Source organism: Rhizobacter sp. P3_C12 (genome assembly GCF_056402735.1).
In genome coordinates this window covers 13873-27710 of the sequence record NZ_JBFUGW010000059.1, presented here as the reverse complement: position 1 = coordinate 27710, position 13838 = coordinate 13873, and the positions used below count along the sequence as shown (strand labels likewise).

General features: G+C 70.3%; 17 protein-coding genes. 8 read left to right on the top strand and 9 right to left on the bottom strand.

What is annotated here, in order from left to right; all coding sequences use genetic code 11:
• Positions 1-1023 (bottom strand): winged helix-turn-helix domain-containing protein (locus AC1DXV_RS12190; protein WP_477933763.1); only part of this gene is annotated, 1023 nt, incomplete at its 3' end.
• 123 nt (positions 1024-1146) lie between these two features.
• On the opposite strand from AC1DXV_RS12190, the gene AC1DXV_RS12185 reads away from it, so the two are divergent.
• On the top strand, positions 1147-1419 hold the full coding sequence (locus AC1DXV_RS12185; protein WP_477874278.1) for a DUF4242 domain-containing protein: 273 nt from the start codon (positions 1147-1149) through the stop codon (positions 1417-1419).
• 71 nt (positions 1420-1490) lie between these two features.
• On the opposite strand, the gene AC1DXV_RS12180 is transcribed toward AC1DXV_RS12185, so the two are convergent.
• Positions 1491-1622 (bottom strand): hypothetical protein, encoded by a 132-nt coding sequence (locus tag AC1DXV_RS12180; RefSeq protein ID WP_477874276.1) that lies wholly within the window; start codon positions 1620-1622, stop codon positions 1491-1493.
• Between the two features lie 61 nt (positions 1623-1683).
• The gene (locus tag AC1DXV_RS12175) at positions 1684-1950 is read right to left on the bottom strand and encodes a hypothetical protein (protein WP_477933761.1); all 267 of its coding nucleotides are present in this window, start codon (positions 1948-1950) and stop codon (positions 1684-1686) included.
• 106 nt (positions 1951-2056) lie between these two features.
• Between AC1DXV_RS12175 and AC1DXV_RS12170 the strand changes: the two genes are divergently transcribed.
• Positions 2057-2677, top strand: coding sequence for a flavin reductase family protein (locus AC1DXV_RS12170; protein WP_477871807.1), 621 nt, complete (start codon positions 2057-2059; stop codon positions 2675-2677).
• 2 nt (positions 2678-2679) lie between these two features.
• On the opposite strand, the gene AC1DXV_RS12165 is transcribed toward AC1DXV_RS12170, so the two are convergent.
• Together AC1DXV_RS12165 and AC1DXV_RS12160 are read right to left on the bottom strand one after the other, a co-directional pair.
• Positions 2680-3123 carry a YybH family protein gene (locus AC1DXV_RS12165; RefSeq protein ID WP_477871801.1) on the bottom strand — a complete coding sequence of 148 codons (444 nt, stop codon included), beginning with the start codon at positions 3121-3123 and terminating at the stop codon, positions 2680-2682.
• 69 nt (positions 3124-3192) lie between these two features.
• Positions 3193-4107: a LysR family transcriptional regulator gene (locus tag AC1DXV_RS12160; protein WP_477871803.1), complete on the bottom strand. Its 915-nt coding sequence runs from the start codon at positions 4105-4107 to the stop codon at positions 3193-3195.
• 125 nt (positions 4108-4232) lie between these two features.
• On the opposite strand from AC1DXV_RS12160, the gene AC1DXV_RS12155 reads away from it, so the two are divergent.
• From AC1DXV_RS12155 to AC1DXV_RS12145, 3 genes are read left to right on the top strand one after another with little or no spacing between them, the layout of a single operon-like run.
• Positions 4233-5090 (top strand): NAD(P)H-binding protein, encoded by an 858-nt coding sequence (locus AC1DXV_RS12155; RefSeq protein ID WP_477871805.1) that lies wholly within the window; start codon positions 4233-4235, stop codon positions 5088-5090.
• 37 nt (positions 5091-5127) lie between these two features.
• A complete protein-coding gene (locus AC1DXV_RS12150; protein ID WP_477933759.1) occupies positions 5128-6042 on the top strand; it encodes an aldo/keto reductase in 915 nt (304 codons plus the stop codon).
• 10 nt (positions 6043-6052) lie between these two features.
• Positions 6053-6682, top strand: a complete 630-nt coding sequence (locus tag AC1DXV_RS12145; protein ID WP_477933757.1) for a DUF6064 family protein — start codon at positions 6053-6055, stop codon at positions 6680-6682.
• Positions 6683-6690: 8 nt separating this feature from the next.
• Here AC1DXV_RS12145 and AC1DXV_RS12140 read toward each other — a convergent pair whose 3' ends face one another.
• Positions 6691-7479, bottom strand: a complete 789-nt coding sequence (locus tag AC1DXV_RS12140) for a DUF2272 domain-containing protein (protein ID WP_477933755.1) — start codon at positions 7477-7479, stop codon at positions 6691-6693.
• Positions 7480-7546: 67 nt separating this feature from the next.
• Here AC1DXV_RS12140 and AC1DXV_RS12135 point away from each other — a divergent pair, with 67 nt between their 5' ends.
• From AC1DXV_RS12135 to AC1DXV_RS12125, 3 genes are all read left to right on the top strand, one after another.
• Positions 7547-8038, top strand: coding sequence for an NUDIX hydrolase (locus tag AC1DXV_RS12135; RefSeq protein ID WP_477873561.1), 492 nt, complete (start codon positions 7547-7549; stop codon positions 8036-8038).
• A gap of 46 nt (positions 8039-8084) precedes the next feature.
• Positions 8085-8711 carry a LysE family translocator gene (locus tag AC1DXV_RS12130; protein ID WP_477933753.1) on the top strand — a complete coding sequence of 209 codons (627 nt, stop codon included), beginning with the start codon at positions 8085-8087 and terminating at the stop codon, positions 8709-8711.
• A 230-nt stretch (positions 8712-8941) separates the two neighbouring features.
• Positions 8942-10294 carry a glycoside hydrolase family 19 protein gene (locus tag AC1DXV_RS12125; protein ID WP_477933751.1) on the top strand — a complete coding sequence of 451 codons (1353 nt, stop codon included), beginning with the start codon at positions 8942-8944 and terminating at the stop codon, positions 10292-10294.
• 54 nt (positions 10295-10348) lie between these two features.
• Here AC1DXV_RS12125 and AC1DXV_RS12120 read toward each other — a convergent pair whose 3' ends face one another.
• From AC1DXV_RS12120 to AC1DXV_RS12110, 3 genes are all read right to left on the bottom strand, one after another.
• Entirely contained in the window at positions 10349-12589 is a 2241-nt protein-coding gene (locus AC1DXV_RS12120; RefSeq protein WP_477868040.1) for a xanthine dehydrogenase family protein molybdopterin-binding subunit, read from the bottom strand.
• Positions 12590-12599: 10 nt separating this feature from the next.
• Positions 12600-13073, bottom strand: coding sequence for a (2Fe-2S)-binding protein (locus tag AC1DXV_RS12115; protein WP_477829530.1), 474 nt, complete (start codon positions 13071-13073; stop codon positions 12600-12602).
• 169 nt (positions 13074-13242) lie between these two features.
• Entirely contained in the window at positions 13243-13815 is a 573-nt protein-coding gene (locus tag AC1DXV_RS12110; RefSeq protein WP_477868038.1) for a TetR/AcrR family transcriptional regulator, read from the bottom strand.
• Positions 13816-13838: the final 23 nt, after the last annotated feature.

Here is a 13838-nt window from a genome sequence, read left to right as displayed (position 1 = left end):
GAGCGCGGGCAGCCGGGCCGCGGCCAGCTCGATCGCGAGCGCGTTGCCATCGAGCCGGCGGCAGATGTCGGTGGCGGCATCGATGCTGCGCGCGTCGCCGGCCAGCGGGCTGCCGGCACCGGCCGCGCGTTCGGCCAGCAGCTGCACCGCATCGCAGCGCGCGGCCTCGTCGAGCGACGCCCCCTCGGGCGGCAGGCCGAGCGGCCCGAGCCGCAGCAGCCGGTGCGCCGGATCGCGCAGCGGCACCTGGCTGGTCACCAGCACCGACACGCGCGGCGTCGCCTGCACCAGCGCGCCGGCCAGCCGCGCCACCTCGGGCGMCAGGTGGTCGGCGTTGTCGAGCACCAGCAGCAGCGAGCGCGGCTTCAGGCGCCGCACCAGTGCCGCCAGCGTGTCCTCGCCGGCCACCGGCTTCAGGCCGAGCGTGCCGGCGATCAGCGGGGCGATCTGCGCGCCGTCGGTCAGCGGTGCGAGGTCGATCCACCAGCTGCCGTCGGGGTGGCGGGCGCGGCGCCGGGCGGCGGCGGCCATCGCGAGGTGGGTCTTGCCGACGCCGGGGCCGCCGCACACCGTCACCAGCGGGTGCGCGTCGAGCAGCGCGCCCAGCTCGGCCAGTTCATGGGCGCGGCCGATCAGCGCCGGCGTGCGGGCGGGCAGGTTGCCGGGGGTCTCGTCGGGCTCCGGCAGCGCGCCGGGTGCGAGCGGCTGCGCGACATCGCGCGCGACCTCGAGCGCGAAGCGGTAGCCGCAGCCGGCGATGGTCGAGATCGCCGGCGCGCCCAGCAGCTTGCGCAGCTGCGCCACGTGCACCGCGATGTTGTTCTCCTCCACGACGAGGCCGGCCCACACGAGCTGCATCAGCTCGTCCTTCGACACCAGCTGCCCGGCGCGCTCGACCAGCGCGACCAGCACGCCGAACGCGCGGGCGGTGAGCGTGAGCGGCTGGCCGCGGCGCAGCAGCAGGCGCTGCCCGGGCTGCAGCTCGAAGTCGCCGAAGCGGTACAGGACGGTGGGCGCGGGCATGGCGGTTCGCTCCTCGGGTGGCGGCGCGCCGGCGGGAATTCATGCGGAATTCAGACGCGCTTGATGACCGTGCCGGGCCCCGTGCGGGAGCATGGGACACCTCAAACCCCGCAGGAGTGCGACATGCCCAAGTTCGTGATCGAGAGAGACATCCCCGGCGCCGGCCAGCTTACACCGCAGGACCTGAAGGCCATATCCCAGAAATCATGCGGCGTGCTCAACAGCATGGGCCCCAGCATCCAGTGGGTGCACAGCTACGTGACCGACGACCGCCTCTACTGCGTCTACCAGGCGCCGGACGCCGCCGCGGTGCGCCGCCATGCGGAGCTGGGCGGGTTTCCGGCCAACCGGATCTCGCAGGTGCGCTCGGTGATCGAGCCGGCGACGGCGGAGTGAACGAGAGTGAGCGCGTGAAATGAAAGAGGGCCACCCGTCGCCGGGCGGCCCTCGATCAGTCGGGCCTCAGCTTACTGGAAGCAGCAGGCCAGCATCTCGATGCAGCACTGCAGGCTCGCGCAGCAGTCGCCGGACGCGAAGGCCAGCGCCGAAGCGCCGAGCAGTGCGGCACCGGCCGCCAGTTTGAACAGCGTGGATTTCATGGGTTCTCCGATGTGATGTGAATTCGTGATGTGAATGACGGATTGACAGGATCACGCACGTTCACCAGGGAGGTCGCCAGATGTCGCCGGGCGTGGTGCCGGCGGGCAGCGAAGGGTCCATCGAAGGAGTCGCGGCCTGTTGCACGCGGGCCGGGCGCGACACGGCCGGCGGCAGCGCCGGCACCGCGCAGGCGCTGCAGCCGGCCGTTGCGCAGGCCGCCATCGCCATGCAGGCGTCATGGCAGCACGGCTCGACGCTGCGCGCGACGGCCGTGGCCTGCTGCAGGCACAGCAGGATCACGAACGACAGGGCAACGAAGAACCGCATGGCCGCACTGTAGCCCGGATGCCAATCCGGGATGTGACGGACAAACCCCGGATTGGCATCCGGGCTACGAACCCTCAGGCGGCACCGATCTTGCGTGACGGCGCCGATGGACATCGACTTCCGCGAACTCGGCGCCTACGAGCGCTACAAGCTGATGGCCAGCCTGATCGTGCCGCGGCCGATCGCGCTGGTCACCACGCTCGGCGCCGACGGCGTCGTCAACGCCGCGCCGTTCAGCATGTTCAACATGCTCGGCGAAGACCCGCCGCTGGTGTTCATCAGCGTCAACCGCCTGCACGACGGCCGGCTGAAGGACACCGCGGCCAACATCCTGCGCAGCCGCGAGTTCGTCGTGCACCTGACCGACGAGGCGATGAGCGCGCAGATGCACGCCTGCGGCAGCGCGCTGCCGCCGCACCAGAGCGAGCTCGACCATGCCGGGCTCACGGCGCTGCCGTCGCGCTGCGTCGCGCCGCCGCGCATCGCGCAGGCGCCGGTGGCCTTCGAGTGCGTGCTGCACGAGACGCTGGAGACCGACAGCCGCTACGTCTTCCTCGGCCGCATCCTGTGGCTCACGGTGCGCGACGGCCTGGTCGACGCCGAGCGCTGGCGCGTGCGCCTGCAGGACTACCGCCCGGTGGGCCGCTTCGGCGCGAGCTTCTACGTGACGACGAACGAGCGCTTCGCGATCGGCGATGCGCGCGCCAACGCGATCGACGAGCTCTGATCTCAGCGCTGGAAGATCGCCTTCGTCTCGCCGTCGATCGGCGCCGAGGTGTGCTGGTGGACGATCTTCCAGCCGTCGCCCTGCCGGACCAGGGCCATCGTGATGCGGTTGGTCATCGAGCGCAAGGTGGCGCCGCCGGCATCGATCGCGGCGAACGAGACGAAGGCGTGCAGCACGGCGAGGTCCTGCGCCACCCGGGTTCGCACTTCGCTGAAGGCCACGAGGACGCGCTCGTCGCGCAGCGAGCCGAACCAGCCCTGCACCATCTCGCGCCACGGTTGCTGCCCGTCATGGGACCAGCGGTGCCACATGTCGAACACGCGCACGTCGGCAGCGTAGAGCGCCACGAAGGCCTCGACGTCCTTGGCGAGGACGGACTGCGTGTAGCCGTGCAGAAGCTGCCGGATCGCGGCGGGGGTGTCGGTGTCGGTGGCTGAAAGGGTCATCGATTTCTCCTGGCATGAAGAGGTGGGTCTGCAGACGACGATCGACGCGGTGCGAAATCGACAACGGGCTCATCCCGGCGGCGACGCCTTCAGCACCTCGACGACGAACTCGATGAAGGCGCGCACCTTGGCCGCGGGCCATTGGCGCGACGGGTAGAGCGCATACAGCGGGAAGCGCTCATCGGGCCAGTCGGGGAACAGGTCGACGAGTTGGCCGCGGTCGAGCTGCGCCTGGATGCCGATCGCCTTGATCTGCGCGATGCCGGTGCCGGCCAGGCAGGTCGCGAGCAGCGTGCCGGGGTCGGTCAGCATCAGGCGGCCGGCGGTCGGCACCTTCAGGTGCTTGCGGCCGCGCAGGAATTCCCACGCAAACGGCTGGCCGGTGGCCATGTCGCGCACCTGGATGCAGGCGTGCTGCGCCAGRTCGCCGGGCGTGGCCGGGCGGCCGTGCTGCTTCAGGTAGGCCGGTGACGCGACCGTGACGATGCGGCTCTCGAGCAGCTTGCGCGCCACCAGCGACGAGCTCGGCGGCTCGCCGAAGCGCACCGCGATGTCGAAGCCCTCGCCGACCAGGTCGCCGAGCTGCTCGCGGGCGATCAGCTCCAGCGTGAGGTCGGGGTGCAGCGCGAGGAAGCGCGGCAGGTGCGGCGCCAGCAGCAGGCGCGAGGTGAACGCATCGGTGTTGACGCGCAGCCGGCCCTGCACGGTGCCCGACGAGCTGGTGGCGTGCGTCACCGCGTCTTCGATGCCGAGCACCAGCGGGTTGATGTCGGCATAGAGCCGGCGGCCTTCGTCGGTGAGGTTCAGCGAGCGGGTCGTGCGCTCGAGCAGGCGCACGCCGATGCGCGCCTCCAGCCGCGCGACGGCCCGGCTGACGCCGGACGGCGTCATGCCCAGGGCCTCGGCGGCGCGCACGAAGCTGCCGCCTTCGATCACCGCGGCCAGCACGCCGACGTTGGAGAGCAGGCGGCCATCGAGTGCCATCGTTCGCTCAATTCATGATTCAGTGTCAGCAATGATATGCCTGAGGCTGCCTTTACTCAAAGGGTGCCGCTTCCTACGATTCGCCTCCTGATTGACGCAAGTCGAAACAACGAAAGGAAGTCTTCATGCATGCCATCACCGGAATCACGGGCCAGGTCGGCGGCGCGGCCGCACGCGAGCTGCTGGCGCGGGGCGAGCGGGTGCGCGCCGTCGTGCGCGATGCCGAGAAGGGGCGCGCCTGGGCGGCGCTCGGCTGCGAGGTCGCGATCGCCACGCTGGACGATGCCGCGGCGCTGGCGCGGGCCTTCGACGGCGCCACGAGCGTGTTCGTGGTGCCGCCGCCGGTGTTCGACCCGGCGCCGGGCTTTCCCGAGGCGCGGGCCACCGCCGCGGCCCTCGACCAGGCGCTGCGCGCCGCGCGGCCGGCGCGGGTGGTGTGCCTGTCGACGATCGGTGCGCAGGCGGCGCAACCGAACCTGCTGAGCCAGCACACGCTGATGGAGGAGGTGTGGTCGGCGCTGCCGCTGGACGTGACGATCCTGCGCCCGGCGTGGTTCATCGAGAACCTGCGCTGGGACATCGACGCGGCGCGCTCGCAGGGCGTGATCCCGGCGTTCCTGCAGCCGCTGGAGCGGCCGGTGCCGATGGTGGCCGCAGCCGACGTGGGGCGTGTCGCGGCGCGCCTGCTGACGGAGAAGGGTGCCGGGCAGCGCATCGTCGAGCTCGAGGGCCCGGCGCCGGTCAGCCCGGACGACATCGCTGCTGCGTTGGCGCAGGCGCTCGGCCGGCCGGTGCGCGCCGAGGCGGTGCCGCGCGACAGCTGGGAAGCGCTGTTTCGCAGCCAGGGCATGCGCCACCCGCAGCCGCGCATGCGGATGATCGACGGCTTCAACGAAGGCTGGATCCGGTTCGCGGGCGGCGAGGCGGTGCCGATGCAGGGCACGACCGGCCTCGCGAGCGTTGTCGAGCAACTCGTGGGGTGATCGCCACGCGCGGGCGGGCGGGTCGCAGAATCGGCGCATGAGTGTCGATGACTGCACCCGCCGCGAGTGGCTGGCCGGCCTGGCGGCCGGTGCGATGGTGAGCGCCGCGCCGGCCCGTGCTGCCGCGGCGCTCGAACGCCGCATCCCGTCGAGCGGCGAGGCGCTGCCGGTCATCGGCCTGGGCAGCTGGATCACGTTCAACGTCGGCAACGACCGCGCCGCGCGCGACGCCTGCGCCGAGGTGGTCCGCGCGTTCTTCGCCGAAGGGGGCAGGCTGATCGATTCGTCGCCGATGTACGGCTCGTCGCAGCCGACCATCGGCCATGCGCTGGCGCAGCTCGGCCGGCCGGCGGCGCTGTTCTCGGCCGAGAAGGTGTGGATCGGCGACGTGCAGCGCGGCGCGGCGCAGATGGAGGCCTCGCGCAACTTCTGGGGCGTGCCGCGCTTCGACCTGATGCAGGTGCACAACCTGTTGTCGTGGCAGGAGCACCTGCCGCGGCTCCTCGAGATGAAGAAGGCGGGGCGGCTGCGCTACGTCGGCATCACCACCTCCGAAGGGCGGCGCCATGCCGAGCTGGAGCAGGTGATGCGCACGCAGCCGATCGACTTCGTGCAGCTCACGCACAACCTGGTCGACCGCGAGGCGGAGCAGCGCCTGCTGCCGCTCGCGCAGGAGCGCGGCATCGCGGTGCTGGTGAACCGGCCGTTCCGCGGCGGCGCGTTGATGGATGTGCTGGCGCGCCAGCGGCTGCCGGCCTGGGCCGCGGAGATCGACTGTGCGAACTGGGCGCAGGTGGCGCTCAAGTTCGTCGTCTCGCACCCGGCCGTCACCTGCGCGATCCCGGCGACCAGCCAGGTGGCGCACCTGCGCGAGAACATGGCGGCGGCGCGCGGCCGCATGCCCGATGCGGCACTGCGCGAGCGCATGGCGCGCACGGTGGCTGCGCTGTGAGGGCAGCGCCTTGAGCGAGTGGTGGACCTATCGGCCGTCCAGCTTCCTGATGTTCTCGCCGCGCATCTACTGGCGGCTGTTCGAATCGCTGAACGAGGCCTGGTGGCCGCTGCAGTGGGTGGCGATGGGTGTGGCGGCGGCGTGGCTGGCCTGGCGCGTCCGCGGGGGCCGCGGAGACCGCGACGGGCGCCTGCTGCGAGGCGCGTTCGCCTTCGTCGCGATCTGCTGGGCGTTCACGGCGTGGGCGTTCCTGTTCGAGCGTTTCGTGCCGATCTTCTGGGCGGCGACGTATGCCGTCGCGGCGTTCGGCGTGCAGGCGGCCGGCTTGCTGGTGCTGGCGTTGAAGGGCGGCATCCACCTGTCGAGCCGACGCTGGCGGGTGTGGTCCGGCATCGCGCTCGCAACCTGGGCGGCGCTTGTCCACCCCTGGATCGGGCTCGCGTTCGGGCACCCGTGGCGGCAGGCGGCGTTCTTCGGCCTGGCGCCCGACCCGACCGTGCTGGCAACGCTCGCGCTGCTGCTGCTCGCCGAGCCGTCGACTGCGGCGGCCCGGCGCGGGCTGCGGCTGCTGTGGGTCGTGCCGCTCGCGTGGTGCGTGTTCAGTGCCGCGATGCACGGCACGATGGCGGCGTCGCGGTAGCCAGGCGCTCAGTCGCCCGGCTCGGCGTGCACGCGCAGCACCAGGCTCCAGGTTCGACCGGCCACTGGTGACGCGCCGACGCGCCCCTGCTCGTCGAGATCGAGCGTGATGCGCGACACCGACTGCTGCACATTGCCGCCGATGGCTTCGAGCCGGCGCCCGGCGAAGTCGACGCGCGTGACGAGGTCGCAGTGCATCGGCGTGGGCGACTCGCCGGCGCTGATGCGGGCGATCTCGGTCGGCGCGATGCGTGCGCCTTCGCGCAGCGCGCAGATCAGGTCGCCGGGCAGCGCGATCGCGGGCGTCGGGATCACGTCGTGGGCCGAGCTCAGGTGATCGCGCGCCGCGACGATGTAGTCCGCATGCGATTTGCCGAAGCGGAACTCCGATTCGCTGAAGCCCGCGCGCCGCAGCACGGCGCTGATGAACGCCGCCGACCACGCGGGCGTCCACAGCGGCGGGCCCCATTCGGGCAGCCAGCGCGCCTCGCAGCGGTGGGGCTGCGGGCAGGCGTGGCGCTCGATGCCGCCCGCGCCGGCAGGCCCGAGCGTGGCCCAGTAGCCGTTGACGACCGGGCACAGCGCCGCGCTCATCTCGCGGCCGCAGCCGTCGTCGACCTCGGCGCAGTCGCCCGAGGCCAGCACGGCGCATTGCACGCCGTCGCTTGTCGTGCCGATGAGCGGCGAGCCCCACAGCCGCCACTCGGCCTCGGCGATCTGCACCGTCCGCGCGATGCGTTCCGGCGGCACGGTCGTCGGCGCGATGGGCCCCCGCGTGGCGCAGCCGGCAATGAGCATGGCCAGGAGGACGAGCGTGCCGCGAAGAGGGCGCATTGGAGCATTGTGAGCCGCTACAGTGGCCGCCATGAGCATGATTTCCTTCGATGCCGGTTCGCATCGCTTCCACCTGAGGGCCGTGGCGATCGTCGTTCGTGGCGACGACGTGCTGCTGCACCGCGCGGAAGGCGATGATTTCTGGGCCTTGCCCGGTGGGCGGGTGGAGTCCGGCGAAGAGGCGAGCACGGCGGTGGTGCGCGAACTGCACGAGGAGCTCGGCCTCGTCGTTCAACCGGGGCCGCTCGTGCTGCTGGTCGAGAACTTCTTCGTCTACGGCGGGTTGAAGCACCATGAAGTCGGCCTGTACTTCAAGGTCGAAGCGCAAGCCGGCAGCCGCGTGCTCACGGAGCCGGGCCCGTATCGGGGTGTCGAAGGCGCGCGTGAACTCGTCTTCGACTGGTTTCCACGCTCGGCACTGGGCGACGTGGATGTGCGGCCTTCGTTCCTGGTGCAGACGCTGGCGGCGGACCGCATCGCCTTCACGCACGTCGTGCAGCAGGATCAACACCACAATCTCTGAGCTCAGGCATCCCGCTACAGTCGTCCCACCCACAGGAGATTCCCCGATGCCCATCGAAAACTGGCTCGCCTTCGTCGCCGCCTCCGCGGTGCTGCTGATCATCCCCGGCCCGACCATCCTGACCGTCATCAGCTATTCGATGGCACAAGGGCGGCGCGCCAACGTACCGCTGATCGCGGCCGTCGCGCTGGGTGACTCCACGGCGCTGGTCGTGTCGCTGCTCGGCCTCGGAACACTGCTGGCGGCCTCGGCCTTCTGGTTCACGGTGGTCAAGTTCGCGGGCGGGCTGTACCTGCTGTACCTCGGCATCAAGCTGCTGCGCGCCGGCGTTTCGCCTGCACAGGCCACGGTCGCGCCGGCCACCGGCTCGCGCTGGAAGCTGTTCATCAACACCTATCTCGTGACCGCCCTCAACCCGAAGGGCATCGTGTTCTTCATCGCCTTCCTGCCGCAGTTCCTGCGCCCGGGCGTGAACGCCACGCAGCAGCTGTGGATCCTGGCTGTCACCTTCGTCGCGATGGCCACGATCAACTCGACGCTCTATGCGGTGTTCGCCACCTCGGCCCGCCAGGCGCTCGCGTCGCCGCGGGCGCAGCGTGGCTTCAACCTGGCGGGCGGCTCGCTGCTGTCGGCCGCCGGGGTGTGGGCGCTGCTGGCCAAGCGGCCGGTGTAGTCAGCCGAAACGAGGAAGTCCGACCGGTGTCGCGCCGCGCCCGCGGCGCGCTGGAGCGCGCCCTGCGCTCACGTTGCAAGCCGTTTCTTGCACGCTGTTACCCGCATCCGGTCGCCCGACCGGTCAAATGCGAGCGCTTTCACGATTGGCAGTCCGTGGGCGCAAGGAGCAGTGCGATCTCCTCAACAAACACCGGAAAGACAACCATGTTCCACAAGACAAGACGTTGGGTGGCTTGCATCGCAAGCCTGTTGATTCCGCTGGCCGGCCTGTGCGCCGCGCCGGCACCCGCCACCACGGTCATGAGCGCCGCCGCCGTCACGGCCGCGGCCTGCAGCTCGCAGACCTGGCAGTACGGCGTGTACTACCGCCTCGGCGACGTGGTCCGCTACCCGAACAACGGCAACTACTACAAGCTGGTCAACGTCGGCGGCAACGGCAGCGATGCGACCGACCCGACGATCAGCACCTGGTACTGGCAGCAGACCACCTGTGACAGCGGCGGCAGCACCGGCGGTGGCGGCAGCGGCGGCACGACGGTGACCTGGCAGGCCGGCGTGTTCTATCGCCTCGGTGACGTGGTCAAGTACCCCAACAACGGCAGCTGCTACAAGCTGGTGAACGTCGGCGGCAACGGCAGCGACGGCACCGATCCGACGATCAGCACCTGGTACTGGCAGCCGACGGCCTGCGGCAGCACGGGCGGTGGCGGAGGGGGCGGCGGTGGTGGCGGTGGTGGCGGTGGTGGCGGTGGCAACACCGGCTGCACCTCGGTCGACTGGCAGGCAGGCGTGTACTACCGCCAGGGCGACGTCGTGCGCTACCCGGGCAACGGCAGCTACTACAAGCTGGTCAACGTGGGCGGCAACGGCAGCGACGGCACCGACCCGACGATCAGCACCTGGTACTGGCAACCGACCACCTGCGGCGGCACGGGCGGCGGCGGTGGGGGCGGTGGTGGCAACACCGGCGGCTCGTTCATCGTCAGCGAGGCGCAGTTCAACCAGATGTTCCCGAGCCGCAACGGCCTGTACACCTACGCCGGCCTGGTCAATGCGATGACCGGCTGGCCGGCCTTCGCGAAGACCGGCAGCGACACCATCAAGCGCCAGGAGGCCGCGGCCTTCCTCGCCAACGTGGCGCACGAGTCGGACAACCTGCGCGCCACCCGCGAGTACAACCAGGCGAACTGGCCGCTGTATTGCGACTGGAACAGCGGTTGCGCCCCCGGCCAGCAGTACTACGGCCGCGGTCCGATCCAGCTGAGCTGGAACTACAACTACCGCGCGGCCGGCCAGGCCATCGGCGTGGACCTGTGGAGCAACCCGGACCTGGTGGCGACCGACTCGACGATCGCGTGGAAGACCGCCGTGTGGTACTGGATGACGGGCACCGGCGCGGCTGGCGTCACGCCGCACAACGCGATGGTCAATTCGTGGGGTTTCGGCGTCACGATCAACGCCATCAACGGCTCGCTGGAATGCGGTGGCCGCCGGCCCGATGCGGTGCAGACGCGGATCAACTACTACCGCACGTTCACCGGCATCATCGGTGTCGACCCGGGGGGCAACCTGGGCTGCTGATCTCGCAGCGACACTGAAAAAGGGCGGTCCGCATTCGGACCGCCCTTTTTTTCGTCAAGCCAGCTTGAACGGCAGCTCGCGGATCGGCTTGCCCGTCAGCGAGGCCACCGCGTTCGCGAAGGCCGGCGCCAGCGGCGGCAGGCCCGGTTCACCCATGCCGGTCGGCGCATCGCCGCTCGGCACGGTGTGCACCTCGATCTGCGGCATGTCGGTGATGCGCGGCACCACGAAATCGCCGAAGTTGCTCTGCTCGACCACGCCGTCCTTCAGCGTGATCGCCGCCCCCGGCAGGCACATCGACAAGCCCATCAGCGCGCCGCCCTGCACCTGGGCCTCCAGCGTCTTCGGGTTGATCACCAGGTTGCAGTGCACGCCGGCCGTCGCGCGGTGCAGCGTCGGCGTGCCGTCCTTCACCGACGCCTCGACCACGTAGGCGACCACCGAGTTGAACGACTCGTGCACCGCCACGCCCCAGGCACGGCCCGGCGCGAGCGTCTTCTTGCCGTAGCCCGAACGGTCCACCGCCAGCTGCAGCGCCGCCTTGTGGCGCGGATGGTCGTCGCCCATCAGCTTCATGCGGTAGGCCACCGGATCCTGCTTCGTGGTGCGGGCGATCTCGTCGACCAGCGTCTCCATCGCGAACGCGGTGTGGGTCGAGCCCACGCTGCGCCACCACAGCACCGGCACGTTCTGCTTCGGGTGGTGCACCGTCAGGCGCATCGGCACCGCATACGGCTCCTTCATGCCCTCGACCGCGGTGCCGTCGATGCCGTCCTTCACCATCATCGGCTCGAACGGCGTGCCGCCGAGGATCGACTGGCCGACGATCACGTGGTCCCAGGCCAGCACGTTGCCCTGCGCATCGAAGCCGATCTTCGCGGTGTGCAGGTGCATCGGCCGGTAGTAGCCGCCCTTCACGTCGTCCTCGCGGCTCCACAGCGTGCGGATCGGCGCGTTGATGCCGGCCGCCTGCGCCGCCTTCACCACCGAGCACGCCTCGACCACGTAGTCGCTGCTCGCGATCGCGCGGCGCCCGAAGCCGCCGCCGGCCATCTGCACGTGCACCTGCACGTTCTGCGGCGGCACGCCCAGCACCTTCGAGGCCGCCAGGCCGTCGAAGCCCGGCATCTGCGAGCCCATCCACAGCTCGACCTTGCCGTCGGCCGCCCGCACGGTGCAGTTCAGCGGCTCCATCGGCGCATGCGCGAGGTACGGGAACACGTACTCGGCGGTGATCTTGTGCGGCGCGGCGTCGAACTTCGAGACATCGGCGTCGTACTTGCGCGCGCCCGGTTTGGTGGCCAGCTCGCGGTACTGCACCAGCTGCGCCGCGGTGTCGACCTTCTCGACGCCGCTCGCATCCCACTCGAGCTTGAGCGCATCGCGCCCCTGCTTGGCGGCCCAGTAGCCGTCGGCGACCACGGCCACGCCTTCACCGCCGCGGTCCACTGGAATGCGCAGCACGGCCTTCACGCCCTTGACGGCCTTGGCCGCGCTGTCGTCCACCGATTTCAGCTTGGCTGCGAACACCGGCGGGTGCGCGACCACGGCCGTCAGCATGCCGGGCAGGCGCACGTCGATGCCATAGCCCTGCTTGCCGCTGGACTTGGCCTTCGCGTCGAGCCGGCCGGTCGCCTTGCCGATCAGCTTGAAGTTCTTCGGGTCCTTCAGCGTGACGGTCTCGGGCACCGGCTGCTTCATCGCGGCTTCGGCGAGTTCGCCATAGCCGAGCTTCTTGCCGCCCGGGCCGATCACCACGCCGTTCTGCGTGCGCAGCGTGGCCGCATCGACCTTCCAGCGCGCCGCGGCGGCGCTGACCAGCATCGCGCGGGTGCGCGCGCCGAGCTCGCGGTACTGCGTGTACGAGTGCGCGATCGAGCCGGAGCCGCCGGTGAGGTGGATGCCGAACACCGGGTCGATGTAGGCCGGGTCGTTGCTGCCGTGCGCGCTCTTGACCTTGGACCAGTCGGCATCGAGCTCCTCGGCCAGGATCATCGGCAGCGCGGTCTGCACGCCCTGGCCGAAGTCGAGCCGGTTGATCGTGACGGTGGTGCTGCCGTCCTTGTCGATGTGGACGAAGGCCGAGGGTTGCTGCGTGGGCTTGAGGCCCGCGGCCGGCTTGGCGGCGTCCTGCGCCATCGCGCCGAGCGGGAACGCGCCGAGCGCGAAGCCGCCGACGGCGGTCAGCTTCAGGAAGCTGCGGCGCGGCAGGCCTTCGGTGGCGACGGGATCTTGCGCGTCGAGCATCGCGCGCAGGTGCTTCGGCAGCTCGAGGAGGGTGGGTTCGAAATGCATGGTGGGCTCCTTATGCCAACGCGCGGGCGGCGTCGGTGATGGCAGCGCGGATGCGCGCATAGGTGCCGCAGCGGCAGATGTTGCCGGCCATCGCCGAATCGATCTCGGCTTCGGTGGGCACCTTGCCGTGCGGCACGCTCTTCAGGAAGGCGGTAGCCGACATGATCTGGCCGCTCTGGCAGTAGCCGCACTGCGCCACGTCGTGCTTGACCCAAGCCTCGTGGACGGCCTTGCCGACCTTGTCGGTGCCGGCGGTCACGGCCTCGATCGTCGTGATTTTCTGGCCGGCGGCGGCCGAGATCGGCGTCACGCACGAGCGGATCGCCTGGCCGTTCAGGTGCACGGTGCAGGCACCGCACAGCGCCTGGCCGCAGCCGAACTTGGTGCCGGTCATGCCGAGCGTGTCGCGCAGGGCCCAGAGGATGGGGGTGGAGGGATCGGCATCGACCTGGCGGTTCTGGCCGTTGATGTTGAGCGTGCTCATGGCTGGCTGGCTCCCTGGGTGGTGAGGAGAAGGGAAGAGGGGGGAACTTCTTCGGTGAACGGAAATTCACTTAAACGATAGCCTTCGGGCGAGGGCGCGTCAAGCGGCCGCAGTGTCTGCCCATTCGGATAGCCGAGCGGAAGTGCAGGGTTATCCGACGATGGAACCGCTACCGCTTGATGCCGTCCCAGCACAGCCCGAAGGCCGTCGCGCGGGTGGCGTCGCTGTCCGGCAGCGTGCCGGCGCGCAGCAGATTGGCCGTCTCGCGCACCGAGCCGGCGAAGCTGCCGATCAGCATCGGCGTCGGCACGTCCTTCACGATCTGCTGCGATTTCGCGGCCTCGAACACGGCCATCCAGCCCTGGCTCAGGCGTGCCGACAGGCTGCGGCTCGCGTCGCTGAACCACGGCGAGTTGTAGTACTGCTCGATGAACACCATCTGCGCATAGTGCGTCAGCCGGCGATCGAGCCAGTTGTGCCACAGGTGCTCGAAGCGGCTGCGCAGCGGCGCGCCCGGGTCGTCGCCCTGCAGCAGGCTGGCGGTGGTCTCGGTCTTGGCCTGCTCGTAGAGCGCGACCATCAGCTCTTCCTTCGACGCGAAGTAGACGTACAGCGTGCCGGTGGCGATGCCGGCCTCGCGCGCGATCGCCGCCATCGTCAGGCCGCTCAGGCCGGTCTGCTCGACCAGCGTGAACGTCGCCTGCGCGATGGCCCGCAGCTTGTCGTCATCCTTGAGCTTCACGTGGGCATCATAGCCGAGCGAAT

Bases quoted from the DNA above. Each gene is read 5' to 3' on its own strand.
- AC1DXV_RS12135 (WP_477873561.1), top strand. From the start codon at position 7,547: ATGAGCATGATTTCCTTCGATGCCGGTTCGCATCGCTTCCACCTGAGG.
- AC1DXV_RS12170 (WP_477871807.1), top strand. From the start codon at position 2,057: ATGGACATCGACTTCCGCGAACTCGGCGCCTACGAGCGCTACAAGCTG.
- AC1DXV_RS12150 (WP_477933759.1), top strand. From the start codon at position 5,128: ATGAGTGTCGATGACTGCACCCGCCGCGAGTGGCTGGCCGGCCTGGCG.
- AC1DXV_RS12120 (WP_477868040.1), bottom strand. From the start codon at position 12,589: ATGCATTTCGAACCCACCCTCCTCGAGCTGCCGAAGCACCTGCGCGCG.
- AC1DXV_RS12165 (WP_477871801.1), bottom strand. From the start codon at position 3,123: ATGACCCTTTCAGCCACCGACACCGACACCCCCGCCGCGATCCGGCAG.
- AC1DXV_RS12115 (WP_477829530.1), bottom strand. From the start codon at position 13,073: ATGAGCACGCTCAACATCAACGGCCAGAACCGCCAGGTCGATGCCGAT.
- AC1DXV_RS12155 (WP_477871805.1), top strand. From the start codon at position 4,233: ATGCATGCCATCACCGGAATCACGGGCCAGGTCGGCGGCGCGGCCGCA.
- AC1DXV_RS12185 (WP_477874278.1), top strand. From the start codon at position 1,147: ATGCCCAAGTTCGTGATCGAGAGAGACATCCCCGGCGCCGGCCAGCTT.
- AC1DXV_RS12175 (WP_477933761.1), bottom strand. From the start codon at position 1,950: ATGCGGTTCTTCGTTGCCCTGTCGTTCGTGATCCTGCTGTGCCTGCAG.
- AC1DXV_RS12140 (WP_477933755.1), bottom strand. From the start codon at position 7,479: ATGCTCATTGCCGGCTGCGCCACGCGGGGGCCCATCGCGCCGACGACC.
- AC1DXV_RS12130 (WP_477933753.1), top strand. From the start codon at position 8,085: ATGCCCATCGAAAACTGGCTCGCCTTCGTCGCCGCCTCCGCGGTGCTG.
- AC1DXV_RS12180 (WP_477874276.1), bottom strand. From the start codon at position 1,622: ATGAAATCCACGCTGTTCAAACTGGCGGCCGGTGCCGCACTGCTCGGC.